The organism is Pseudomonas sp. HLS-6 TE3448, from assembly GCF_053629555.1.
Window position 1 is genome coordinate 2,472,269 of the sequence record NZ_JBRJIO010000001.1, and the last position, 21,898, is coordinate 2,494,166.

The 21,898-nt window shown below is 60.9% G+C and carries 22 protein-coding genes; 19 read left to right on the forward strand and 3 right to left on the reverse strand.

Going from position 1 to position 21,898, the window contains the following annotated elements:
- The first annotated feature begins 3 nt into the window (after nt 1-3).
- The 13 genes from AB7M23_RS11395 to AB7M23_RS11455 all read left to right on the forward strand — a co-directional run bounded on the left by AB7M23_RS11395 (nt 4) and on the right by AB7M23_RS11455 (nt 13,532).
- Nucleotides 4-534, forward strand: a complete 531-nt coding sequence (locus AB7M23_RS11395; RefSeq protein WP_454240858.1) for a chemotaxis protein CheW — start codon at nt 4-6, stop codon at nt 532-534.
- Complete coding sequence (locus tag AB7M23_RS11400) at nt 531-1,811, forward strand: CheR family methyltransferase (protein ID WP_454240859.1); 1,281 nt, start codon at nt 531-533, stop codon at nt 1,809-1,811. Before AB7M23_RS11395 ends, AB7M23_RS11400 begins: the two co-directional genes overlap by 4 nt.
- On the forward strand, nt 1,808-2,476 hold the full coding sequence (locus tag AB7M23_RS11405) for a chemotaxis protein CheW (RefSeq protein WP_454240860.1): 669 nt from the start codon (nt 1,808-1,810) through the stop codon (nt 2,474-2,476). The genes AB7M23_RS11400 and AB7M23_RS11405 overlap by 4 nt, the downstream gene beginning before the upstream one ends.
- Complete coding sequence (locus AB7M23_RS11410) at nt 2,473-4,794, forward strand: response regulator (protein ID WP_454240861.1); 2,322 nt, start codon at nt 2,473-2,475, stop codon at nt 4,792-4,794. The genes AB7M23_RS11405 and AB7M23_RS11410 overlap by 4 nt, the downstream gene beginning before the upstream one ends.
- Nucleotides 4,791-5,801: a chemotaxis-specific protein-glutamate methyltransferase CheB gene (gene cheB / locus AB7M23_RS11415; protein ID WP_454240862.1), complete on the forward strand. Its 1,011-nt coding sequence runs from the start codon at nt 4,791-4,793 to the stop codon at nt 5,799-5,801. The genes AB7M23_RS11410 and cheB overlap by 4 nt, the downstream gene beginning before the upstream one ends.
- A 51-nt stretch (nt 5,802-5,852) precedes the next feature.
- Entirely contained in the window at nt 5,853-6,857 is a 1,005-nt protein-coding gene (locus AB7M23_RS11420) for a response regulator (protein WP_065759936.1), read from the forward strand.
- 102 nt (nt 6,858-6,959) lie between these two features.
- Nucleotides 6,960-8,055 (forward strand): peptide chain release factor 2 gene (gene prfB / locus AB7M23_RS11425; protein ID WP_099773686.1). Its coding sequence is split into 2 segments (ribosomal slippage): nt 6,960-7,031 and nt 7,033-8,055, totalling 1,095 coding nucleotides; the frame shifts between segments, so codons are not numbered across the junction.
- A 74-nt stretch (nt 8,056-8,129) separates the two neighbouring features.
- Entirely contained in the window at nt 8,130-9,632 is a 1,503-nt protein-coding gene (gene lysS / locus AB7M23_RS11430) for a lysine--tRNA ligase (protein ID WP_330522070.1), read from the forward strand.
- Between the two features lie 102 nt (nt 9,633-9,734).
- Nucleotides 9,735-10,439, forward strand: a complete 705-nt coding sequence (locus tag AB7M23_RS11435) for a TetR/AcrR family transcriptional regulator (protein ID WP_454240863.1) — start codon at nt 9,735-9,737, stop codon at nt 10,437-10,439.
- A gap of 27 nt (nt 10,440-10,466) precedes the next feature.
- Complete coding sequence (locus AB7M23_RS11440; protein WP_102052890.1) at nt 10,467-11,012, forward strand: hypothetical protein; 546 nt, start codon at nt 10,467-10,469, stop codon at nt 11,010-11,012.
- Nucleotides 11,013-11,036: 24 nt separating this feature from the next.
- Entirely contained in the window at nt 11,037-12,314 is a 1,278-nt protein-coding gene (locus AB7M23_RS11445; protein WP_102052889.1) for a flavohemoglobin expression-modulating QEGLA motif protein, read from the forward strand.
- Nucleotides 12,286-13,203, forward strand: coding sequence for an alpha/beta hydrolase (locus AB7M23_RS11450; RefSeq protein WP_454240864.1), 918 nt, complete (start codon nt 12,286-12,288; stop codon nt 13,201-13,203). The genes AB7M23_RS11445 and AB7M23_RS11450 overlap by 29 nt, the downstream gene beginning before the upstream one ends.
- 2 nt (nt 13,204-13,205) lie before the next feature.
- Entirely contained in the window at nt 13,206-13,532 is a 327-nt protein-coding gene (locus tag AB7M23_RS11455; protein ID WP_065761723.1) for a hypothetical protein, read from the forward strand.
- Nucleotides 13,533-13,584: 52 nt separating this feature from the next.
- Here AB7M23_RS11455 and AB7M23_RS11460 read toward each other — a convergent pair whose 3' ends face one another.
- The gene (locus tag AB7M23_RS11460; RefSeq protein ID WP_099773688.1) at nt 13,585-13,929 is read right to left on the reverse strand and encodes a pilin assembly protein; all 345 of its coding nucleotides are present in this window, start codon (nt 13,927-13,929) and stop codon (nt 13,585-13,587) included.
- Between the two features lie 132 nt (nt 13,930-14,061).
- Between AB7M23_RS11460 and ppc the strand changes: the two genes are divergently transcribed.
- The 5 genes from ppc (at nt 14,062) to AB7M23_RS11485 (ending at nt 19,605) form a co-directional block, all read left to right on the forward strand.
- Nucleotides 14,062-16,689, forward strand: a complete 2,628-nt coding sequence (gene ppc / locus AB7M23_RS11465; protein ID WP_454240865.1) for a phosphoenolpyruvate carboxylase — start codon at nt 14,062-14,064, stop codon at nt 16,687-16,689.
- 209 nt (nt 16,690-16,898) lie between these two features.
- A complete protein-coding gene (gene adk / locus AB7M23_RS11470) occupies nt 16,899-17,546 on the forward strand; it encodes an adenylate kinase (RefSeq protein ID WP_099773690.1) in 648 nt (215 codons plus the stop codon).
- An 88-nt stretch (nt 17,547-17,634) separates the two neighbouring features.
- Complete coding sequence (gene tsaB / locus AB7M23_RS11475) at nt 17,635-18,309, forward strand: tRNA (adenosine(37)-N6)-threonylcarbamoyltransferase complex dimerization subunit type 1 TsaB (RefSeq protein WP_099773691.1); 675 nt, start codon at nt 17,635-17,637, stop codon at nt 18,307-18,309.
- 129 nt (nt 18,310-18,438) lie between these two features.
- A complete protein-coding gene (locus AB7M23_RS11480) occupies nt 18,439-18,732 on the forward strand; it encodes a hypothetical protein (RefSeq protein ID WP_099773692.1) in 294 nt (97 codons plus the stop codon).
- Nucleotides 18,733-18,735: 3 nt separating this feature from the next.
- Nucleotides 18,736-19,605, forward strand: a complete 870-nt coding sequence (locus AB7M23_RS11485) for a DUF72 domain-containing protein (protein ID WP_454240866.1) — start codon at nt 18,736-18,738, stop codon at nt 19,603-19,605.
- A 22-nt stretch (nt 19,606-19,627) separates the two neighbouring features.
- On the opposite strand, the gene AB7M23_RS11490 is transcribed toward AB7M23_RS11485, so the two are convergent.
- Nucleotides 19,628-20,248: an energy transducer TonB gene (locus tag AB7M23_RS11490; protein ID WP_454240867.1), complete on the reverse strand. Its 621-nt coding sequence runs from the start codon at nt 20,246-20,248 to the stop codon at nt 19,628-19,630.
- Nucleotides 20,249-20,343: 95 nt separating this feature from the next.
- Here AB7M23_RS11490 and AB7M23_RS11495 point away from each other — a divergent pair, with 95 nt between their 5' ends.
- Nucleotides 20,344-21,126 carry a class I SAM-dependent methyltransferase gene (locus tag AB7M23_RS11495; protein ID WP_454240868.1) on the forward strand — a complete coding sequence of 261 codons (783 nt, stop codon included), beginning with the start codon at nt 20,344-20,346 and terminating at the stop codon, nt 21,124-21,126.
- Here the strand turns inward: AB7M23_RS11495 and AB7M23_RS11500 are convergent, their stop codons facing one another.
- The gene (locus AB7M23_RS11500; protein WP_454240869.1) at nt 21,127-21,762 is read right to left on the reverse strand and encodes a TetR/AcrR family transcriptional regulator; all 636 of its coding nucleotides are present in this window, start codon (nt 21,760-21,762) and stop codon (nt 21,127-21,129) included.
- Between the last annotated feature and the right edge of the window lie 136 nt (nt 21,763-21,898).

The window sequence follows — 21,898 nt, forward strand, 5'->3', positions numbered from 1 at the left end:
CCGATGAACGACCTCCCGGCGCACGGCAGCGCGGATGCGGCCAACAAGGGCAGACTCTTCCTGTTATTTCGCATTGGTGATCAGCGTTTTGCCCTCGACACCCATGAAGTGGTTGAGGTGTTGCCACGTTTGCCACTCAAGCCTATTGCCCAGGCGCCACATTGGGTGGCCGGGGTGCTGGCCCACCGGGGCATTTTGGTGCCGGTGATTGATGTTGGCGCGTTGAGCTTTGGCCAACCGGCACCTGTGCGTACCAGCACCCGACTGGTACTGGTGCATTACCGTGTCGATCCCGAACGGCCAGATTTGCTGCTGGGGCTGATTCTCGAGCAGGCCAGCAACACCTTGCGCTGTGATCCTGACGAATTTCGCCCCTATGGCCTGGATAACAGCCAGGCGCCTTACCTGGGGCGGGTGCGCGAAGATGCGCAAGGCCTGCTGCAGTGGATTGGGGTTCAGGCGTTGTTGAGCGATGAGGTGCGCCAGTTGCTGTTTCCGGCCTTAGCCGATGCGGGCCTGGAGCAGCAGGCATGAACAGCGAGCAACGCTTCTTTCGCTTTCTTCAGGAGCGTATTGGCCTGGATGTCGCCTCGGTGGGTGAGCCAATGGTCGAGCGCGCCTTGCATCAGCGCTGCGCTGCGGTTTCGGCACGTGATCTGGACGACTATTGGCTGCAAATGCAGCAGTCGAGCCAAGAGCAGCAGGCGCTGATCGAGGCGGTCATTGTCCCTGAAACCTGGTTCTTTCGTTACCCGGAGTCGTTCGCGGCGTTGGCCAGCCTGGCCCTCAAGAGACTGGCCGTGATCGCGGGTAGCAGGCCATTGCGTATTCTCAGCCTGCCGTGTTCGACCGGCGAAGAGCCCTACTCGATTGCCATGGCCTTGCTGGATGCTGGCGTCCCTGCGCAAGCGTTTCGTGTGGATGGTATCGACATCAGTGGCGGCTCTATAGCCCGTGCGAAACAGGCTGTGTATGGCCGAAACTCGTTTCGTGGCCAGCAGCAGCACTTTCGCCAGACGCATTTCAGTGAGTGTGCCGAGGGGCATCGATTGGATGAACGCGTGCAGCAACAGGTCAACTTGCAGGTTGGTAATGTCCTGGACCCGATGCTGCGCACGCGTGAAGGGACGTACGATTTCGTCTTCTGTCGCAATTTGCTGATCTATTTTGACGTGCCCACTCAGCAACGGGTCTTTGAAGTGCTTAAGGGCCTGACCCACGAAGAAGGGGTCTTGTTCATTGGCCCGGCCGAGGGCAGCCTGCTGGCGCGCCTGGGTATGCGTCCCTTGGGTATTCCCCAATCATTTGCCTATGTCCGTCAGGCGCCGGTGGAACTGCCGGTCAGCAAGCCTGTGCCGGTATTGAAACCGGCACCAGTGGTTGTACCCCGCCCGGTGCTGGAACCTGCGCGACGGCCATTTACCGCGCCTCAGCTCAAGCCACAGCCACAGCCACAGCCACAGCCACAGCCACAGCCACAGGCCAGCACTGAAACCGCTGTGCAATTGCTGGCACAGATTGCCCAGTTGGCCAATAGCGGCAGCAGTGTGCAAGCACGTGCCGTGTGCGAGCGTTACTTGCGCGAGCATGAGCCTTGCGCCCAGGTGTTCTACTGGATGGGGCTGCTTGCCGATACGGCCGGTGACAGTGCCGACGCTGTGCGGTACTACCGCAAGGCCCTGTATCTGGAGCCGCAACACCCTGAAGCGCTGGTTCATCTGGCCGCCTTATTGGCCTCTCAGGGCGACCTGGTCGGTGCGCGTCGATTGCAGGAGCGAGCGGGACGCTTGGAACGGGAGTCTGAACGATGAACGAGCACAGCGCATGGAGTGTGATTGCCAGCGACCAGCCGAGTATCGACGACTGCTGGAATCGCATCGGTGTTCACGGCGACAAGCAGTGCGCGTTGTTGGTCGAGCATGTTCATTGTCGTAACTGCGCTGTTTATGCGGCTGCGGCAACCCTTTTGCTTGACCGTTATGCTCTGTCTCAGGATGCGCATCAGCAAGCGGAAAGTGTCCAGAACATTGGTCCTACACGTTCCTTGCTGTTGTTTCGATTAGGTGATGAGTGGCTGGCCTTGGCGTCGCGCTGCCTGGTGGAGGTCGCGCCGCTGCAATCGGTGCACTCCTTGCCGCATCAGCGTTCCCGGGTACTGCAGGGGGTTGCCAATGTGCGGGGAGCGCTGGTGCCATGCCTGTCGCTGGGGTATCTGCTTGGGCTTGAGGGCGGCGCGTCAACCTCGACGGTGTCGCGTGTGGTACCTCGGATGTTGATTCTGGCCGCCGAAGGTGGCTCTGTCGTGGCACCAGTTGATGAAGTAGAGGGCATTCATGCCCTTGAGCTGTCCCGGCTGACTCAGGACAGCCCGCCCGAAGAGCGCTTTACCGAGGCTGTTTTGCAATGGCGTGGGCGCACGGTGCGGGTGCTGGATGAAAAACAATTGCTGTCTGCCGTGAGCCGGAGCCTGTCATGACCCCAGAGCAAATGCGTGATGCGTCGTTGCTCGAACTGTTCAGCCTTGAGGCCGAAGCGCAGACCCAGGTGCTGAGCGCCGGGTTGTTGGCCTTGGAGCGCAATCCGCGGCAGGCGGATCAGCTGGAAGCCTGTATGCGTGCGGCGCACTCGCTCAAGGGCGCAGCGCGCATTGTCGGGGTCGACGCCGGAGTCAGCGTTGCCCACGTCATGGAAGATTGCCTGGTTGGTGCGCAGGAGGGGCGGTTGTTTCTGCGCCCGGAACATATCGACGCCCTGCTGCAGGGCACGGACCTGTTGATGCGCATCGCCACCCCAGGCGATGTTTCGATTGATGCGGCGGTCCAGGCGTTTCTGGTGCAGATGGCAGTGCTGCTGGATCCGGCGGCTACTGCTGCGGTTGTTTCCGAGCCGTCCATCCCCGGCACCCCAGTTGTCAGTCCGCCGGCCCCCCCGTCGAGCGTGCCCGAGCGCTTGTCGATGCCTGAGCCTGCGCCATCGGCGCCGCTAGGCGAGCCCGTCGTTGCCGGGCCGGTCAGCGGTCGCCGGAGCAAGCGCAGCAGTGAGGGCTCGGAGCGCGTGTTGCGGGTGACCGCCGAGCGTTTGAACAGCCTGCTGGACCTCTCGAGCAAGTCGTTGGTCGAGACTCAGCGGCTCAAGCCTTACCTGGCCACCTTGCAGCGGCTCAAGCGCATGCAGAACCAGAGCATTCGAGCCCTTGATGGCCTGAAGCATCAATTGGAAGCAAGCGGTCAGAGCGCGGAAGTGCAGGAGGCGCTGGCGTTGGCACAGCGTCTGTTGGGTGAAACGCAACAGATCCTTCTGCAGCAGGCCGCCGACCTTGACGAGTTTGGCTGGCAGGCCAGCCAGCGCGCGCAGCTGCTTTACGATACCGCGCTGGCCTGCCGGATGCGTCCCTTCGCCGATGTCCTGACGGGACAGAGCCGCATGGTGCGCGACCTCGGACGCTCGCTGAACAAGCAGGTGCGGTTGGAGATCGAGGGCGAAAAAACGCAGGTTGACCGCGATGTACTTGAGCGGCTCGAAGCGCCTTTGACGCACCTGTTGCGCAACGCCGTTGATCACGGCATTGAAACGCCTGAGCAGCGGCTATTGGCGGGTAAGCCCCTGGAGGGGCGAATCCGTCTTCGCGCCTCGCATCAGGCGGGGTTGTTGGTGTTGGAACTGCGCGATGACGGTGCCGGGGTTGATCTGGAGCACTTACGTCACGCCATTGTCGAGCGCCAGTTGTCCCCAGCGGAAACCGTGGCGCAGATGAGTGAGTCCGAACTGCTCACCTTCCTGTTCCTGCCCGGTTTCAGTTTGCGCGATACCGTGACAGAAGTCTCCGGCCGTGGTGTTGGGCTTGATGCCGTGCAGCACATGGTCCGCCAACTGCGTGGGTCAATCGAGTTGACCCAGGTCAGCGGTCAGGGCAGCTGTTTCCACCTTGAAGTCCCGCTGACCTTGTCGGTGGTACGCAGCCTGGTCGTTGAGGTGGGGGGAGAGGCCTATGCCTTCCCGCTGGCCCATATTGAACGCACGCTGGAGTTGCCGGCTGAGGCGGTCGTGCAGATCGACGGGCGTCAGCACTTCTGGCATGAGGGTCGGCATATCGGCCTGGTCGCGGCTAGCCAGCTATTGAACAGGCCGGCTAGCGCCTCTGATGGGCAAGGCATCAAGGTGGTGGTGATCCGTGAGCGCGAGACACTCTATGGGGTTGCGGTCGAGCGCCTGATCGGTGAGCGGGTGCTGGTGGTGATGCCGCTCGACGCCCGTTTGGGCAAGGTCCAGGATATTTCTGCCGGTGCGTTGCTGGATGACGGTTCGGTGGTCCTGATCATTGATGTGGAGGACTTGCTGCGCTCGGTTGAAAAGCTGCTCAGTACCGGTAGCCTGGAGCGCATTGAGCGTGGTCGGGGCGTTGCCAGCAACAGCGTACGCAAGCGCATTCTGGTGGTCGATGACTCGCTGACCGTGCGTGAGCTGCAGCGCAAGCTGCTGAGCAATTGCGGTTATGACGTCGCGGTAGCGGTTGATGGCATGGATGGCTGGAATGCCCTGCGCAGCGAAGACTTTGATTTGCTCATCACCGATATCGACATGCCGCGCATGGACGGTATCGAACTGGTTACCCTGCTGCGTCGTGACAATCGATTGCAGTCGCTGCCGGTGATGGTGGTCTCCTATAAGGACCGTGAAGAGGATCGCCGACGTGGACTTGATGCCGGTGCCGACTACTATTTGGCGAAGGCCAGTTTTCATGATGATGCCTTGATCGATGCCGTGGTGGAACTGATCGGGGGAGCACAGGGATGAGAGTCGCGATTGTCAACGATATGCCCTTGGCGGTTGAGGCCTTGCGCCGAGCCTTGGCGTTTGAGCCTGCGCATCAGGTGGTCTGGGTCGCGAGCAACGGTGCCGAGGCGGTGCAGCGTTGCACCGAGGTGCTCCCGGACCTGATCCTGATGGACCTGATCATGCCGGTGATGGATGGTGTTGAGGCTACCCGGCGGATCATGGCCGAAACACCCTGCGCCATCGTCATCGTCACGGTCGACCGTAAACAGAATGTGCACCGGGTCTTTGAGGCCATGGGGCATGGCGCCCTGGATGTGGTCGATACGCCCGCCTTGGGCGGCGGTGAGCCCAGAGAGGCAGCGGCCCCGCTGTTGCGCAAGATCCTCAATATCAGCTGGCTGATCGGCCAGCGCAATGCCGCGCTGCAGCCGTTGAACACACACTTGCGGGATGCGGCGCAGCGTCAGAGGCTGGTTGCCATTGGCTCTTCGGCGGGTGGTCCGGCCGCACTCGAAGTGTTACTCAAGGGCCTGCCGCGCAACTTTTCCGCCGCGATCGTTCTGGTTCAGCACGTCGATCAGGTGTTTGCCGCCGGCATGGCCGACTGGCTGGCGAGTGCTTCTGGCTTGAACGTACGCCTGGCACTTGAGGGCGAGCCGCCGCAGCCCGGTCAGGTGTTGCTGGCGGGAACCAATCACCACATTCGGTTATTGAGCAATGGCACCCTTGGTTATACCGCTGAACCGGTGAACGAAATCTATCGTCCCTCGATCGATGTGTTTTTCGAGAGCGTGGCACGGTTCTGGCGTGGTGATGCGGTCGGTGTGTTGCTTACCGGTATGGGCCGTGATGGTGCCCAGGGGTTGAAGTTGATGCGCCAGCAGGGGTTTCTGACGATCGCCCAGGATCAGCAAAGTAGCGCCGTTTACGGTATGCCCAAGGCTGCTGCGGCCATTGATGCAGCGGTGGAGGTTCGTTCGCTGGAACGCATTGCCCCCCGACTGCTGGAAATTTTTTCAAAATGACAATATCTATTGAAGCGGGCCGTTTGGCCGGCAGAGGCCAGGTGACAGCGCATGAATGATTTACCGATCAGTGGCTTTCCGAGCACCAATGAGAATTCAGCGATGGTTCTGCTGGTAGATGATCAGGCCATGATCGGTGAAGCGGTGCGACGCGGCCTGGCCCAGGAAGAGAACATCGATTTTCATTTCTGTGCCGACCCTCATCAGGCAGTGGCCCAGGCGATCCGTATCAAGCCGACCGTGATCCTCCAGGATTTGATCATGCCCGGTCTTGATGGCCTGACGCTGGTACGTGAATACCGCAGCAATCCGGCCACCCAGGACATTCCGATCATCGTCCTTTCCACCAAGGAAGACCCTCTGGTCAAGAGCGCCGCGTTTGCTGCCGGTGCCAACGATTACCTGGTCAAGTTGCCGGACAACATCGAGTTGGTGGCGCGAATTCGTTACCACTCGCGCTCGTACCTGACCCTGCTGCAGCGTGACGAGGCCTACCGGGCCTTGCGGGTCAGCCAGCAACAGTTGCTCGACACCAACCTGGTGCTGCAGCGGTTGATGCACTCCGATGGCTTGACCGGGTTGTCCAATCGCCGCCACTTCGACGAGTACCTTGAGCTGGAATGGCGCCGTTCAATCCGCGAGCAGACACAATTGTCGCTGTTGATGATTGATGTCGACTACTTCAAGGCGTTCAACGATACCTTTGGTCACTTGGCCGGCGATGAGGCCTTGCGCAAGGTCGCCGAGGCCATTCGCAGTTCCTGCAGCCGGCCCAGCGACTTGCCAGCGCGCTATGGCGGTGAGGAGTTCGCGCTGGTGCTGCCCAACACCTCTCCGGGCGGCGCCCGCCTGGTAGCCGAGAAATTGCGCCAGACCGTGGAAGCGCTGCAGATTGCGCACACCCTGCCAGAGGCCGGCTCAAGCCTGACGGTCAGTATTGGCCTGGCGACGCACATCCCAGCGGTTGGTAGCCATTGCCGGCAGCTGATTTCGGCGGCGGACAAAGGCTTGTACCTGGCCAAGAATGGCGGGCGCAACCAGGTCGGGGTGGCCTGAGGCGAGTTTTCTTGCGGCAGGCCGTCGGGCGGGCTGCCGCAGGCATTTGAGTGCGTTATACTCTCCGGCTTTTGACAGATTACGCACGAGAGCTGCCCGCCCATGGAAATCAACCCGATCCTGAACACCATCAAGGACCTGACCGAGCGCTCCGAGACTATTCGGGGGTATCTTTGACTACGATCAAAAGCATGAGCGCCTGATCGAAGTCAACCGCGAGCTTGAAGACCCGAACGTCTGGAACAAGCCCGAATACGCCCAGGAACTGGGCCGTGAGCGCGCCATGCTGGCGCAGATCGTCGAGACCCTGGACGAAATGTCCGGTGGCCTGGCCGATTGCCGTGACCTGCTGGACATGGCCGTTGAAGAAGACGACGAAGCCGCTGTCGAGGACGTCGTCAGTGAACTCGACCGCCTGCGCGTCGCGCTCGAGAAGCTCGAGTTCCGTCGCATGTTCAGCGGCGAGATGGACATGAACAACGCCTACCTGGACATCCAGGCCGGTTCCGGCGGTACCGAGGCTCAGGATTGGGCCAACATTCTGCTGCGCATGTACTTGCGCTGGGCCGACAAGCGCGGCTTCGATACCACGATCATGGAGCTGTCCGAAGGCGAAGTGGCCGGTATCAAGGGCGCCACCCTGCATATCAAGGGTGAGTATGCCTTCGGCTGGTTGCGCACCGAGATCGGTGTTCACCGCCTGGTGCGCAAGAGCCCGTTCGACTCTGGCAACCGCCGTCATACCTCGTTCTCGGCGGTGTTCGTCTCGCCCGAGATCGATGACAAGGTCGAAATCGATATCAACCCGTCCGACCTGCGAATCGATACCTATCGTTCGTCCGGTGCCGGTGGTCAGCACGTTAACACCACCGACTCGGCGGTGCGGATTACCCACGTCCCGACCAACACCGTGGTCAGCTGCCAGAACGAACGCTCCCAGCACGCCAACAAGGACACCGCCATGAAAATGCTGCGGGCCAAGTTGTACGAGCAGGAAATGCAGAAGCGTAACGCCGCCTCCCAGGCCCTTGAAGACAGCAAGTCCGATATTGGCTGGGGGCATCAGATCCGTTCCTACGTGCTTGATGCATCGCGGATCAAGGACCTGCGTACCGGCATCGAACGCAGCGACTGCGACAAGGTGCTCGACGGCGATCTCGACGAATACCTGGAGGCCAGTCTCAAGCAGGGGCTATAACCCCTCAGAGACCTGCCACAAGTCCCTCGCCCGACGGGCGAGGGCAACGAACCCGTGATGGAAAATGTGAAGACATGAGCGACCTACAACTCGATCCGCAAGACCTGCAACAGGAAGAAAACAACCTGATCGCCCTGCGCAAGGAAAAACTTGCCGCTGTGCGCGAACAGGGTCAGGCCTTCCCCAACGACTTCCGCCGTGACAGCTACTGCAACGACCTGCAGAAACAGTATGTCGACAAGACCAAGGAAGAGCTGGAAGCTGCAGCGATCCCGGTCAAGGTTGCCGGCCGTATCATGCTCAACCGTGGTTCGTTCATGGTGATTCAGGACATGACCGGTCGTATCCAGGTCTACGTCAACCGCAAGACCTTGCCGGAAGAAACCCTGGCTGCGGTCAAGACCTGGGACCTGGGCGACATCATCGCCGCTGAAGGCACCCTGGCGCGTTCCGGCAAGGGCGACCTGTACGTGGAAATGACCAACGTGCGCCTGCTGACCAAGTCGCTGCGCCCGCTGCCAGACAAGCACCACGGCCTGACCGATACCGAAACCCGCTACCGTCAGCGCTACGTTGACCTGATCGTCAACGAAGACACCCGCCAGACGTTCCGCGTTCGTTCGCAGGTCATCAGCCACATCCGCAGTTTCCTGGCCAAGCGCGACTTCCTTGAAGTCGAAACGCCGATGCTGCAGACCATCCCTGGCGGCGCCGCGGCCAAGCCGTTTGAAACCCACCACAACGCGCTGGACCTGCCAATGTTCCTGCGTATTGCCCCGGAGCTGTACCTCAAGCGCCTGGTGGTCGGTGGTTTCGAGCGTGTGTTCGAGATCAACCGCAACTTCCGTAACGAAGGTGTGTCGACTCGTCACAACCCTGAGTTCACCATGCTGGAGTTCTACCAGGCGTACGCCGATTACGAAGACAACATGGACCTCACCGAAGAACTGTTCCGCGAACTGGCGCAACTGGTTCTGGGCAGCACTGATGTGCCGTATCAGGGCAAGGTGTTCCATTTCGGCGAGCCGTTCCAGCGTATCTCTGTGTTCGATTCGATCCTCAAGTACAACCCGGAAATCACCGCTGACGACCTGCAGGACATCGACAAGGCGCGCGCCCTGGCCAAGAAGGCCGGTGCCGACGTCAAAGGTTTCGAGGGCCTGGGCAAGCTGCAGACCATGATTTTCGAAGAACTGGTCGAGCATAAACTCGAGCAGCCGACCTTCATCACCGAATACCCGTTCGAAGTGTCGCCATTGGCACGTCGCAACAACAAGAACCCGAACGTCACCGATCGTTTCGAGCTGTTCATCGGTGGCCGTGAAATCGCCAACGCCTACTCCGAGCTCAACGATGCCGAAGACCAGGCCGAACGCTTCATGGCGCAGGTGGCCGACAAGGATGCCGGTGACGACGAAGCCATGCACTACGATGCCGACTTCGTACGTGCCCTGGAGTACGGCATGCCGCCTACCGCCGGTGAAGGCATTGGTATCGACCGCCTGGTCATGCTGCTGACTGACTCGCCGTCGATCCGTGACGTGATCCTGTTCCCGCACATGCGCCCACAGGCCTGAGCGTACTGAACAAGCCGCCTTCCGGGGCGGCTTTTTCTTGCCCGCAATAAGTTGATCGAATCGACAGCAATTCATAGAGGTAGACCTGTAGTGACTCCTGCAATGGCTCAACAAGGTGCTGCTGGCGTGGCCACAGCGGTGGCGGAAAGTGTTCAGTACCAGGGGCGCAAGGCGAGCCGTCGTGGCAGTGAACAGCGTCGTCAGGAGATTCTCGACGCGGCGATGCGCATCGTTGTCCGTGATGGCGTGCGGGGTGTGCGGCACCGTGCGGTAGCCGTCGAGGCAGGGGTGCCCTTGTCGGCCACCACCTACTACTTCAAGGATATCGAAGACCTGCTGATCGACAGCTTTGCCCAGTACGTGGAGCGCAGCGCTGCGTACATGGCCAAGCTCTGGGAGCACACCGAAGTGGTGCTGCGTCAGTTGTTGTCTCAGGGCGACGGCAGTCCACAATCCCGGGCGCGGCTGGCCGACGAAGTGGCGAAGATGATGAGCGAGTATGTGCAACGCCAACTGCATAACCGCCGCAACTTCCTGATGGCCGAGCAGGCCTTTCGCCAGGAGGCGCTGCTGTGTCCGAAATTGGCCGAACTGGTCAAGTCGCACGAGCAGATTTTGCTACGCGGCGCGGGCCAGATGCTTCAGGTCGTGGGCTCTCGTGAACCTCAGCAGGACGCCTTGGTGTTGACGGCGATAATCGAGCAGATGGAATATCAGGGCCTGCTCGATGCTGAGCGACCGCACGCCGAAGCGCAGATGCTCGCTATTCTTACGCGATACCTGCATCTGGTATTGGCTGCGGTCTAAGGCACGATCCATTTCAAGGAGAACCTGATGAAAGCCTGGCGTGTGCTGTTGGCCTTGTCGTTTTTACTGCTTGGCGGTTGTCTGGTGACCTTCAATGAACCCATTCCGGCGAATCAGCCGGCGCCCAAGGCGTTGCTCGGTAGCTGGAGCAGCAAGGATGCCTGGGGCGAACCCTTGAAACTGCTGATCAGTCGCACGGGGGGCAATGCCTACAAGGCAGTGGCCACGGCCAAGGGCAAGCCACGGCAGGAATACACCTTCACGGTCTCGCGTCACGGTAACCGCTGGTATTTCTCGGCTGGCGTGCCGAAAAAGCTCGGCGGGAACTTCCTGATTGCCGGTTTTGACGTGATCGGTAACAACGAGTTAGTGCTCTACAACCTTGATGTTGAACGGATCAACCAGGCGTTGGAGCAGAAGGCACTCAGTGGTCAACGTTACGAAGTGCCGGAAGATAATGGTGAGGGTGTCTTGATCGACAGCCCTGCACAACAGGTTTTCGCCTATCTGGATGACCCTGCCAACTCCGATCTGTTCATCGAAGTCGCGCGGTTCCAGCGCGCAGGCAAATAACCGATTCGAAGCAAGGAGTGTGGTGTGGACGAGTACCAGCAGACGATACGCGGCCTGTCTGATCGCATTGTTCAGGCACAGACGCCGATCCGCGTGCTCGATGCGGTGAAGTGGGACGATAGCATCCGCCAGGGGTTCCTCAAGGCCAAGGGCAAAGAGTTGCCGAAGGTGGACCGTGAGTACTATCTAGGTCGACCACTGTCCTTTGACTCCAGTGCGGTGAAGCTTGAGTTTCAGAACATCGAGCGTGATATTACGCGCCAGCTTGGCCAGTTCAACCCGGTTGGGCAGATCATGCGACGCATGTGCAAGGAGTACCGCATGGTGGTGCGCATGCTCGAGGCGCGCGGCACCGAGGATTTCGGGCTGATCTCCCAGGAGCTCTACGGCGCCGCATCCGATGCCTTTCATGCCGGTGACCCGACCCTGTCCGATCTGGGCCTGATGCTCTCCGACTACCTGAACAACATCGATTGCCTGGGTGACCTGAAGGACGAGCCGAAGAACCTTACCGCCAAGCAGGCCGTCGAGATACTCCAGCATCGCTTGAACAAGGTGTTCGGTGAGGCGGAAGAGACCATCCGTGTATTCGAGTCGGACGGTATCGTTGCCGACGCGGCCGCCGGTGCCGACTACATCAAGATCCGCGCTGACGCGATGTTCAACAACCGCGATGTCCGCGCGTTGGAGGTCCATGAGGGGCTGGTGCATGTCGGCACCACCCTCAACGGCCTGAACCAGCCGATCTGTACCTTTCTGTCCAAAGGCCCGCCTTCTTCCACGGTCACCCAGGAGGGGCTGGCGATCCTCATGGAGGTGATTGCTTTCGCCTCGTACCCCAGCCGGCTGCGCAAGCTGACCAACCGCACCCGTGCCATTCACATGGTCGAGGAGGGGGCCGATTTCCTCCAGGTGTTCGAGTTCTTTCGCGCTCAAGGGTTTGGCATGCAGGAGAGCTATGGCAATGCCAGCCGCGTGTTTCGTGGCTCGGTGCCCAATGGGTTGCCATTTACCAAGGACTTGTCCTACCTCAAGGGCTTTATCATGGTTTACAACTATATTCAGTTGGCCGTGCGTAAAGGCAAGCTTGAGCAGATTCCTTTGCTGTTCTGCGGCAAGACGACGCTGGAAGATATGCGGACTCTGCGCCAATTGGTCGACGAAGGCCTGGTGGAGCCGCCCAAGTACCTGCCTGAGCAGTTCCGCGACTTGAACGCGCTGTCGGCCTGGATGTGCTTCTCCAACTTCCTCAATCACTTGAGCCTGGACCGTATTGAAGCCGACTACTCGAACATTCTCTGACGTCCTTGGCAGGCCGCTGTGCCTGCTTCTTGTGCTGTTGAGTCTGGCCGGCTGCAGTGCCTTGCTGTTTTACCCTGAGCCGGGCGAGCCCTTCACGCCGACGCGTGCCAAGCTTGAGTACCGTGACCTCACCCTGACCGCTGCAGACGGTACGCGCCTGCATGGTTGGTGGTTGCCGGCCAAGGAGGGGGTAGCGGTCAAAGGGACGGTGCTGCACCTGCATGGCAACGGTGGCAACCTGGCGTTGCACCTGGGCGGCAGTTGGTGGCTACCGGAGCAGGGCTATCAGGTGTTGATGATCGACTACCGGGGTTATGGCTTGTCGGAAGGCACGCCGAGCTTGCCGGAAGTCTATGACGACATTGCCGCGGCGATGGACTGGCTGCAGCAGGCGCCTGAAGCGCAGGGTAAGCCGCTGGTGTTGCTGGGGCAAAGCCTGGGTGGCGCCCTGGCCATCCATTACCTGGCGCAACACCCTGAGCAATCACATCGGTTCAAGGCCATGGTCTTCGACGGAGTGCCGGCCAGTTACCGGGATGTCGGGCGTAGCGCCTTGAGTTCGAACTGGTTTACCTGGCCTCTGCAGGTTCCGCTGTCATGGCTGGTGCCGGATGGCGACAGCGCCTTGCGCTCGGTCGGGCAATTGTCCGGGGTTCCGAAGTTGATCTACCACAGCATCGACGACACCACCGTACCCATGGTCAATGGTATCCGTCTGTATCAGGCAGCCCCACCACCGCGCGTGCTGCAGTTGACCCGTGGTGGTCATGTGCAGACCTTCAACGACCCGATTTGGCGTAAGGTAATGCTGCGCTTTCTGGAAGACCCTGAACATTTCAATGGACTGCGACGTTTGGCCGAAGTCCCCAATTACCCTGACGAGAAGTAGTAATGAGTGAAGAACGCAACGCCATCCCGCTGATCATCACCGGTGTCTGCAGCATCATTGGCACTGTCGGTGCGCTTTGGTATTACGGCTACCTGCATTTTGCCAAGCCGGAGGATGCGCTGCTGCTGTCCGACTTCACCATGCTCAAGACTGTTCCCGGTGAAGACTACAAGGTTTCGCTCAGCCCGGCGCCACAGGTGGCGCAATGCATCGATGGCGTGTTGGTGCTGTTCGACACCCAGCAGAAGGGCCTGACCGGCGTACTGGTCGACAACAAGAAGCAGGCGGTGCGCTGCATGGGGCAGGAGACGCCGCAGCAGGTACAGTAATACCGTCAATTGGCGGCGTCCCTATCGCTGGCAAGCCCGGCACCCACCGGTTTCAGTCGTTGGACGCCTCTTTTTCCGCGCTTAAGGTCTGCAGGTAGTGTCGTGACAACGCCAGAAACCGGGGCGTTGGCCCGATGTCTTCATACAGCGGATTGCCTTCTTCATCGGTTTCGATGACCTGTTGACCGCGGACATAAGGGAAGCTTGCCTCCAGCTCTTCGAGCGCGGCGCCGAGCAGTTCGCCGAGCAGTTCCTCGGGTTGACGCTTGGGGTACATCTCGGCCAGCGCCGCCAGACGCGCCGCGGCTTCGACATCCAGGTGCAACACATAGCCGGTAGGGCTCATGCGCCCCGTGGCGGTCTGTTCCCAGTTCTGGGCAAGTTCGCGGATTTTCATGGTGACCTCGTTGAAGACGGATGGCCTCCTTTCAGCGTAGCTACTGGTCGCACTTTGGTCTGCCTTGAAGCACAGGCGGTACTGCGGCACTCTGATGTCATCGCTGTTTGCCCGCGTTGGAGATGAAGGCTGATGACTGGTATTGATGTGCGCTTGCGTGAAGACGTCCATCTGTTGGGCGAATTGTTGGGGGACACCGTACGCGAACAGTACGGCGAAGCTTTCCTGCAGAAAATCGAGGACATTCGTCGCAGCGCCAAGGCGGACCGCAGTGGCAGTGCCGAGCAACTGAGCTCCAGCCTCGACGGCTTGTCCGAGGACGAGTTGCTGCCGGTGGCCCGAGCGTTCAACCAGTTTCTCAACCTGGCCAACATCGCCGAACAGTACCAGTTGATCCGCCGCCGCGACGCGGATCAGCCCGAGCCGTTCGAGGCTAGGGTGCTTCCCGAATTGCTCGACCGCCTGAAAAAAGCGGGTCATAGTCCTGACGCATTGGCGCGCCAGCTCGGCAAACTGAGCATCGAACTGGTGCTTACTGCGCACCCGACCGAAGTCGCCCGCCGCACCTTGATTCACAAGTACGATGCCATCGCCGCGCAGTTGGCGGCTCAAGACCACCGCGACCTGACACCCGCCGAGCGTGCGCAGGTCCGCGAGCGCCTGCAGCGGTTGATTGCCGAGGCTTGGCATACCGAAGAGATCCGCCGTACTCGACCCACCCCGGTCGATGAAGCCAAATGGGGTTTTGCGGTCATTGAGAACTCGCTCTGGCAGGCTATCCCCAACCACCTGCGCAAGGCGGACAAGGCCTTGTTCGCGGCCACGGGCCTGCACCTGCCGCTAGAAGCTGCGCCGATTCGATTTGCCTCGTGGATGGGCGGTGACCGCGACGGTAACCCCAATGTCACGGCCACGGTCACACGCGAAGTGCTGTTGCTGGCCCGCTGGATGGCGGCAGACCTGTTCCTGCGAGACGTCGATTTTCTGGCTGCCGAGTTGTCCATGCAGCAGGCCAGCCCGGCGCTGCGGGCCAGGGTGGGTGAGCATGCCGAACCCTACCGGGCGTTGCTTAAGCAACTGCGCGAGCGCCTGCGGGCAACCCGAAGCTGGGCGCAGTCGTCACTGGCTGTTACGCAACCGGCATCCGCCGAGGTCTTGCACGACAATCACGACCTGATTGAGCCGTTGCGGCTCTGCTATGAGTCGTTGCATGAGTGCGGCATGGGCGTTATCGCTGATGGCCCGCTGCTCGACACCTTGCGTCGGGCGGTGACCTTTGGCCTGTTCCTGGTGCGCCTTGATGTGCGTCAGGACGCAGCACGGCACGCTTCGGCGTTGAGTGAGATCACCGATTATCTGGGGCTGGGGCGCTATGAGGATTGGGATGAAGAGGCGCGTATCGCCTTCCTGCAGACCGAACTGAACAACCGTCGTCCATTGTTGCCACGGCATTTCCGGCCTCAGGCCGAGACGGCTGAAGTGCTTGCGACCTGCAGTGAAATCGCTGCCGCCCCGGCGGCATCGTTGGGGTCTTACGTGATCTCCATGGCCGGCGCGGCTTCAGACGTGCTGGCGGTACAGTTGCTGCTCAAGGAGGCGGGTGTTGCCCGTCCGATGCGGGTTGTGCCGTTGTTCGAAACACTGGCCGACCTGGACAATGCCGGGCCGGTCATGCAGCGTCTGCTGGGGCTGCCGGGCTATCGTGCGGGTTTGCACGGCCCTCAGGAAGTGATGATCGGCTACTCCGATTCGGCCAAGGACGCCGGTACCACAGCAGCGGCCTGGGCCCAGTACCGCGCCCAGGAAACCCTGGTGGAGATCTGTCGAGGGCAGAACGTCGAATTGCTGCTGTTCCACGGTCGTGGCGGTACTGTGGGCCGTGGCGGCGGCCCGGCCCATGCGGCGATCCTGTCGCAGCCACCGGGCTCGGTGGCCGGCAGGTTCCGTACCACCGAGCAGGGCGAAATGATCCGTTTCAAATTCGGCCTGCCGGACATCGCGGAGCAGAACCTCAACCTGTACCTGGCTGCGGTGCTCGAGGCGACCCTGTTGCCACCGCCACCCCCGCAACCGGCGTGGCGCGGCTTGATGGACCAACTCGCGGCGGATGGTCTGAAGGCTTACCGCAGTGTGGTGCGTGACAACCCGGAGTTCGTTGAGTATTTCCGTCAGGCCACGCCGGAGCAGGAACTGGGCCGCTTGCCGTTGGGCAGTCGGCCGGCCAAACGCCGTGCTGGCGGTATTGAAAGCCTGCGTGCGATTCCGTGGATCTTCGGTTGGACTCAGACGCGGCTCATGCTGCCGGCCTGGTTGGGCTGGGAGGCGGCGTTGAGCAATGCACTGGCGCGCGGGCAAGGTGGGCTGCTGGCAGAAATGCGTGAGCAATGGCCGTTCTTCCGTACCCGTATCGACATGCTCGAAATGGTCCTGGCCAAGGCCGATGTTGAAATTGCGCGTTCCTATGATGAGCGTCTGGTGCAATCGCAACTGCGACCTTTGGGTGCACAACTGCGCGACCTATTGTCGCAGGCGTGCCAGGTTGTACTGGGGCTGACCGGGCAGCCGGTGCTACTTGCACACAGCCCCGATACCCTGGAGTTCATTCGTTTGCGCAATACCTATCTGGACCCGCTACATCTGCTCCAGGCGGATCTCCTGGCCCGCTCGCGCACCCGTGATGCCGCTCTGGAAAGCCCTTTGGAGCAGGCATTGCTGGTGACGGTGGCAGGTATCGCGGCAGGCTTGCGGAACACGGGTTGAGGCGTGGTTGCGCCGGGTTGCGCCCGGCGCAACCAGAGCATGACAGGGCCTTCGGCAGCAGGTTATTCCGACTTTGGGGCGCTTGTGTGGCCGAAAGCTGCTGTGTATCTTGAGCAGCCTTTTGACCGAATTGTGGTCATGACCTAATTCCGGGATTTTGCCCTAGCGGCGAATCCTTTGATTTGCTTATAAAAATTGAGGAGCACAAGATGCGTGTAATTCTGCTGGGAGCTCCCGGGGCCGGTAAAGGTACTCAGGCAAAGTTCATCACCGAAAAGTTTGGTATTCCACAGATCTCCACCGGTGACATGCTGCGTGCCGCCGTCAAGGCGGGTACTCCGCTGGGCCTCGAGGCCAAGGCGATCATGGATGCTGGCAAGCTGGTTTCCGACGAGTTGATCATCAACCTGGTCAAGGACCGTATCGCTCAGCCTGACTGCGCGAAGGGCTTCCTGTTCGACGGTTTCCCTCGCACCATTCCCCAGGCCGAAGCCCTGGTAACTGCCGGTGTTGAGTTGGATGCCGTTGTCGAGATCGCTGTGGCTGACGAAGAAATCGTCAAGCGTATTGCCGGCCGCCGTGTTCACGAGGCCTCGGGTCGCGTCTACCACGTGATCTACAACCCGCCAAAGGTTGAAGGCAAGGACGATGAGACCGGCGATTCGCTGGTTCAGCGTAAAGACGACACTGAAGAAACCGTACGTCACCGCCTGGCGGTCTACCACGACCAGACCAAACCGCTGGTGGACTTCTACCAGAAGCTGGCTGCCGCCAATGGCAAGCCGAAGTACAGCCACATTGAAGGCGTTGGCTCTGTTGAGGCCATCACTGCCAAGGTGCTGGAAGCGCTGAGCTGATTTATCGCTCCAGCCCTTGAACAACGGCCCGCTTGCGGGCCGTTGTTGTTTATAATGCCGCTCTTTTTTCTTTCGCCTGGAATCACCGATGACCACTTTGCTGGCCCTGGATACCGCCACTGAAGCCTGCTCCGTTGCCCTGCTGCATGACGGCAAGGTGTTGAGCCACTACGAGGTGATTCCGCGCCTGCATGCGCAGAAGCTGCTGCCAATGATCCAGACCCTGCTCGCCGAGGCCGGTATCGCGTTGTCGGCGCTTGATGCCATTGCCTTCGGTCGCGGTCCAGGCGCTTTCACCGGTGTCCGTATCGCTATTGGTGTGGTCCAGGGCCTGGCCTTCGCGCTGGAGCGTCCGGTGCTGCCGGTATCGAATCTGGCCGTGCTGGCGCAGCGGGCAATGCGTGAACAGGGTGTGCAGCAGGTCGCCGCTGCCATCGACGCCCGTATGGATGAAGTGTACTGGGGCTGCTACCAGTCGACGGCAGGTGAAATGCGCCTGCTGGGTGAAGAGGCTGTGCTGCCACCGGAGCAGGTGGCCTTGCCAGCAGGTGCTACCGGGGACTGGTTTGGTGCGGGTACGGGCTGGGGCTATGCCGAGCGCCTTGCGGTCAAGGTCAGCGCCCAGGACGCCAGCCTGCTGCCTCATGCCCAGGATCTGCTCAGCCTGGCAACGTTTGCCTGGCAGCGTGGCGAGGCAATCGCTGCTGATCTGGCGCAGCCGGTCTACCTGCGCGATAAGGTGGCTACACCTAAGGCGCGCTGAGCGCCGCCGGTCAGTTAGCGGCAGCAAACCCGAATCTTTTGCCTGATCTGTGGTCCAGTTATCAGTCAGGCATTTGCGAAGGCTCTCAGGTGCCGCTAAATTGCCATCATTGCTCCTGAGTATTCCGCCATGCGTATCGACGGTTTTTCCTCGCAGTCTTATCCGGTCAAACGCTCCGCGCGTAAGGCGCCGCTGCGTGAAGAAGAACTGGACGACGATATTCCGGGTGAATTTGAAACCCAGGCGCAGCCATCGGCGGCTGCAGGCGCCAGCCGTAGTGCGGGGCTTCCCGTCCGTCAGCAGGACATGATCTTTCCTCGGGCCAGCAACAAGCGCACTGCCAAGGCCCTGAGCAGCTACCTGACCACCGCTGGCTTTGTGGATTGGGAGATGGAAGTGCTCGGGCTGGACCTGTACATTTGACGGATGATTCCCTCATCCCTTCCTTATTTTCTGGGTTGCCCGTCCTGGAGTGAAAGCGCCTGGCGCGAGTACCTGTACCCCGCTGACGCGAAAACCACCGACCTCCTTGGGCTTTACTGCCAGGTGTTCAATGCCGTAGAAGGCAACACCACGTTCTATGCCCGTCCGGCTAGTGCCACGGTTCAGCGTTGGGCGCAGATCATGCCTGAGCACTTTCGTTTTACCGCCAAGTTTCCTGGTGACATCAGTCATGGCGGCGACCTGCGCGAGCAACTGAGTGCTGCCCAGGGCTTCATCGAGTTGCTGCGGCCTTTAGGTCGGCGGGTAGCCCCTTACTGGCTGCAATTGCCGGCCAGTTTCGGGCCAGCGCGGCTTGCGGAGTTGGTCGGGTTTCTGGACGAAGTCGGTGTGCCTGTCGCAGTAGAGGTTCGCCATGCGGACTTCTTTGCCAAAGGAGAGGAGGAGCGCCTGCTCAATCGCCTGCTAATGGAGCGGGGCGTGGAGCGTATTTGCCTGGACCCGCGTGCGTTGTTCAGTTGCACATCCCGCGAGGCCTCGGTGCTGCATGCCCAAGCCAAGAAGCCCAAGGTACCGCCACGGCCCGCCGCATTCACCGCGTGCCCGCAGGTGCGTTTTATCGGGCACCCCGAGCTTGCTGCCAATGAGCCATTTTTGCGGCCTTGGCTGGATAAGGTTGCGGCCTGGATCGAAGAGGGGCGCACCCCCTACGTTTTCCTGCACACCGCCGACAATCGCCTGGCCGCTGCGCTGGCTCAGCGTTTTCATCAGGGCTTGATGGAGCGGCTGCCGGGTCTGGCGGCATTGCCTGAGTTGGAAAGGGCACCACTCGCCGAGCAGTTGGGCCTGCTCTAGTCGGTTAGCCGATGACCTGCCGTTACGCGGCGAGGCGTACGTTGTTCAGGACGACCGGGCGAGCCCAGCGCAGGTCGAAGTCCAGGTGCTTCTGTTGTTCGATCAGCGTGTGCTCATCGAACGGTTCTGCAGCCTTGGCCAGCAGGTCCATCTCGAACTCGGCTATTGGCAGGTGCAGTGGGCGTGATTGAGGGGCCGGGCCTGGCTCAGGTGTGGGCTGACCGGCGCTGAGTACGATTGGTCGAACCCAGCTGTTGCTGATGTCCAGTTGGCGTTGTTGCTCGATCAACTCGGCGGCGCTGAAGGGTGGAGCCGGTTTTTCCAGCAGTTCTGGCTCGAACTCGGCGATCGGCAGAAACAGGGGCTCAGGTGGGATGATCTCGCTGTCCTGAACATCGCAGTCGCGCTGGCTATTGATCTGTGCCAGGGTCTGGCTGCCGCCTACGGGTTCGCCTGTGGTGGCATCTACCGGGAGACTCGCCAGTGTTGTCGCGTCAGTGCCTTCAGCCTGTTGCTCCGCCAAGGCCCGGGCAAAGAAGTCTTGCCACAGGTGGCTTACGCCACCCAATGCCTGGGTGTTGTGGCGGCTGTAGTCGCCGACGGGCGACAGGTAGCCTGAATTGAGCTGAAGAATGTCTGACATGGCAGTCGGAGGCTGTCCGGGTCTGGCAAAATACTGAGTACTTCCGTTATCGGCCACGGCCGCCGATCATTTAATTTTTTTTGGATGCACGAACTATGGTTGAGCAACTGGCGGACAGCCGTCTGCGGGTCGAGGCGTTGTCGCCCGAGTATCAGGGGCATGCCGAGCAATGGGCACAACGCCTGGGCTTGCCGCTGGATGACGACGCTGCTGGCTTCGCCGTTCAGGTTGGGAGCGAAGGGCTGCAGATCCAGCAGTTGGGGCCGCAGGCACCCGGCCCTGTGCGGGTCGACTTCGTGGAAGGGCAAGCCGCTCACCGACGGCTGTTCGGCGGCGGAAGCGGGCAGATGATCGCCAAGGCCGTGGGCATCGCCCAAGGCGTGCGCCCGCGTGTACTGGATGCCACGGCGGGCTTGGGCAAGGATGCCTTTGTCTTGGCCAGCCTGGGTTGCGAGATGCAACTGATCGAGCGTCAGCCGCTGGTCGCCGCGTTGCTTGAGGACGGCTTGGCGCGAGGCCGGGGTGATGCCGAGGTCGGTCCAATCGTGGCACGTATGCAGCTGCAGACCGGCAACGCGATTGACCTGATGCGCCATTGGCAGGGCGAGGCGCCGCAAGTGATCTACCTCGACCCGATGTTCCCGCACCGGGACAAGAGCGCACTGGTCAAGAAGGAGATGCGCGTGTTCCGCCCGTTGGTGGGTGACGATCTCGATGCCCCGGCGCTGCTTGAGGCCGCCTTGGCGCTGGCCACTCACCGGGTCGTGGTCAAGCGCCCGCGCAAGGCGCCGATCATCGAAGGCACCAAGCCAAGCCATAGCCTGGAAGGCAAGTCGAGCCGCTACGACATCTATCCGAAGAAAGCCCTCAAGGCCTGATCAGGGCGCGAAGGCGCGCATGAACAGGCTGACCACATCCTGTACGTGCGCTTCGGCGCCCTCGGCGTCCAGCGGTTCGCCGCAGCCGAGCAGCAAGCGGAAGTTGGGGGCGCCCTTGAGCAGGCAGAAAAAGTGCTCCGCAGCATTGCCCGGATGCTCGATCCTTAGCAGGCCGAGTTCGTCAGCCTTCTGCAGCAGTGCCTCCATTTCCCGTAGCACGCGCATCGGGCCTGCCTCGAAGAAAATCTGGCAGAGCTTGGGGTCCTGGCTGCCCAGCGCCATGATCAAACGGTGCAGCTTGATCGACTCTTCGCCGTTGATCAGCCCCTGAAAGCCACGGCCAATGTTCAACAGCACCTGTTGCAGTGAGGCGCCGTCGGGCAGTTCGAAAATCAACTCGGGCAGTTGTGCCTTGCAGGTTGCCACCACTGCCGTGCAGAACAGTGTCTCTTTGTCGGTGAAGTGGCTGTAGACCGTCAGTTTCGAAACACCTGCCGCTGTCGCGACTGCATCCATGCTGGTGCTGGCATAGCCATGGGTCAGGAACAGTCGCTTGGCCGCTTCAAGAATGGCCTGGCGCTTGGCCAGGTCTTTCGGTCGGCCTGGACCGTTGGGTGCGGGGGTTTCGTTGAGCATGGTGTCCTTAGGCAGCGGTTAAAGGGCGTTCATGGTACATCGCGTGCTCCTTGTGCGAGCGGGAAATTCGACTGGCCGGTCAAGCGCTCCCCAAAAATTGTCGGACAAAAAAACGGACTTTCGCTTCCCAGCGCTG

Excerpts from the sequence above, each read along its gene's own strand:
- AB7M23_RS11395 (WP_454240858.1), top strand. The coding sequence starts at position 4 with ATGAACGACCTCCCGGCGCACGGCAGCGCGGATGCGGCCAACAAGGGC.
- AB7M23_RS11400 (WP_454240859.1), top strand. The coding sequence starts at position 531 with ATGAACAGCGAGCAACGCTTCTTTCGCTTTCTTCAGGAGCGTATTGGC.
- AB7M23_RS11405 (WP_454240860.1), top strand. The coding sequence starts at position 1,808 with ATGAACGAGCACAGCGCATGGAGTGTGATTGCCAGCGACCAGCCGAGT.
- AB7M23_RS11410 (WP_454240861.1), top strand. The coding sequence starts at position 2,473 with ATGACCCCAGAGCAAATGCGTGATGCGTCGTTGCTCGAACTGTTCAGC.
- cheB (WP_454240862.1), top strand. The coding sequence starts at position 4,791 with ATGAGAGTCGCGATTGTCAACGATATGCCCTTGGCGGTTGAGGCCTTG.
- AB7M23_RS11420 (WP_065759936.1), top strand. The coding sequence starts at position 5,853 with ATGAATGATTTACCGATCAGTGGCTTTCCGAGCACCAATGAGAATTCA.
- lysS (WP_330522070.1), top strand. The coding sequence starts at position 8,130 with ATGAGCGACCTACAACTCGATCCGCAAGACCTGCAACAGGAAGAAAAC.
- AB7M23_RS11435 (WP_454240863.1), top strand. The coding sequence starts at position 9,735 with ATGGCTCAACAAGGTGCTGCTGGCGTGGCCACAGCGGTGGCGGAAAGT.
- AB7M23_RS11440 (WP_102052890.1), top strand. The coding sequence starts at position 10,467 with ATGAAAGCCTGGCGTGTGCTGTTGGCCTTGTCGTTTTTACTGCTTGGC.
- AB7M23_RS11455 (WP_065761723.1), top strand. The coding sequence starts at position 13,206 with ATGAGTGAAGAACGCAACGCCATCCCGCTGATCATCACCGGTGTCTGC.
- AB7M23_RS11460 (WP_099773688.1), bottom strand. The coding sequence starts at position 13,929 with ATGAAAATCCGCGAACTTGCCCAGAACTGGGAACAGACCGCCACGGGG.
- ppc (WP_454240865.1), top strand. The coding sequence starts at position 14,062 with ATGACTGGTATTGATGTGCGCTTGCGTGAAGACGTCCATCTGTTGGGC.
- adk (WP_099773690.1), top strand. The coding sequence starts at position 16,899 with ATGCGTGTAATTCTGCTGGGAGCTCCCGGGGCCGGTAAAGGTACTCAG.
- tsaB (WP_099773691.1), top strand. The coding sequence starts at position 17,635 with ATGACCACTTTGCTGGCCCTGGATACCGCCACTGAAGCCTGCTCCGTT.
- AB7M23_RS11480 (WP_099773692.1), top strand. The coding sequence starts at position 18,439 with ATGCGTATCGACGGTTTTTCCTCGCAGTCTTATCCGGTCAAACGCTCC.
- AB7M23_RS11485 (WP_454240866.1), top strand. The coding sequence starts at position 18,736 with ATGATTCCCTCATCCCTTCCTTATTTTCTGGGTTGCCCGTCCTGGAGT.
- AB7M23_RS11490 (WP_454240867.1), bottom strand. The coding sequence starts at position 20,248 with ATGTCAGACATTCTTCAGCTCAATTCAGGCTACCTGTCGCCCGTCGGC.
- AB7M23_RS11495 (WP_454240868.1), top strand. The coding sequence starts at position 20,344 with ATGGTTGAGCAACTGGCGGACAGCCGTCTGCGGGTCGAGGCGTTGTCG.
- AB7M23_RS11500 (WP_454240869.1), bottom strand. The coding sequence starts at position 21,762 with ATGCTCAACGAAACCCCCGCACCCAACGGTCCAGGCCGACCGAAAGAC.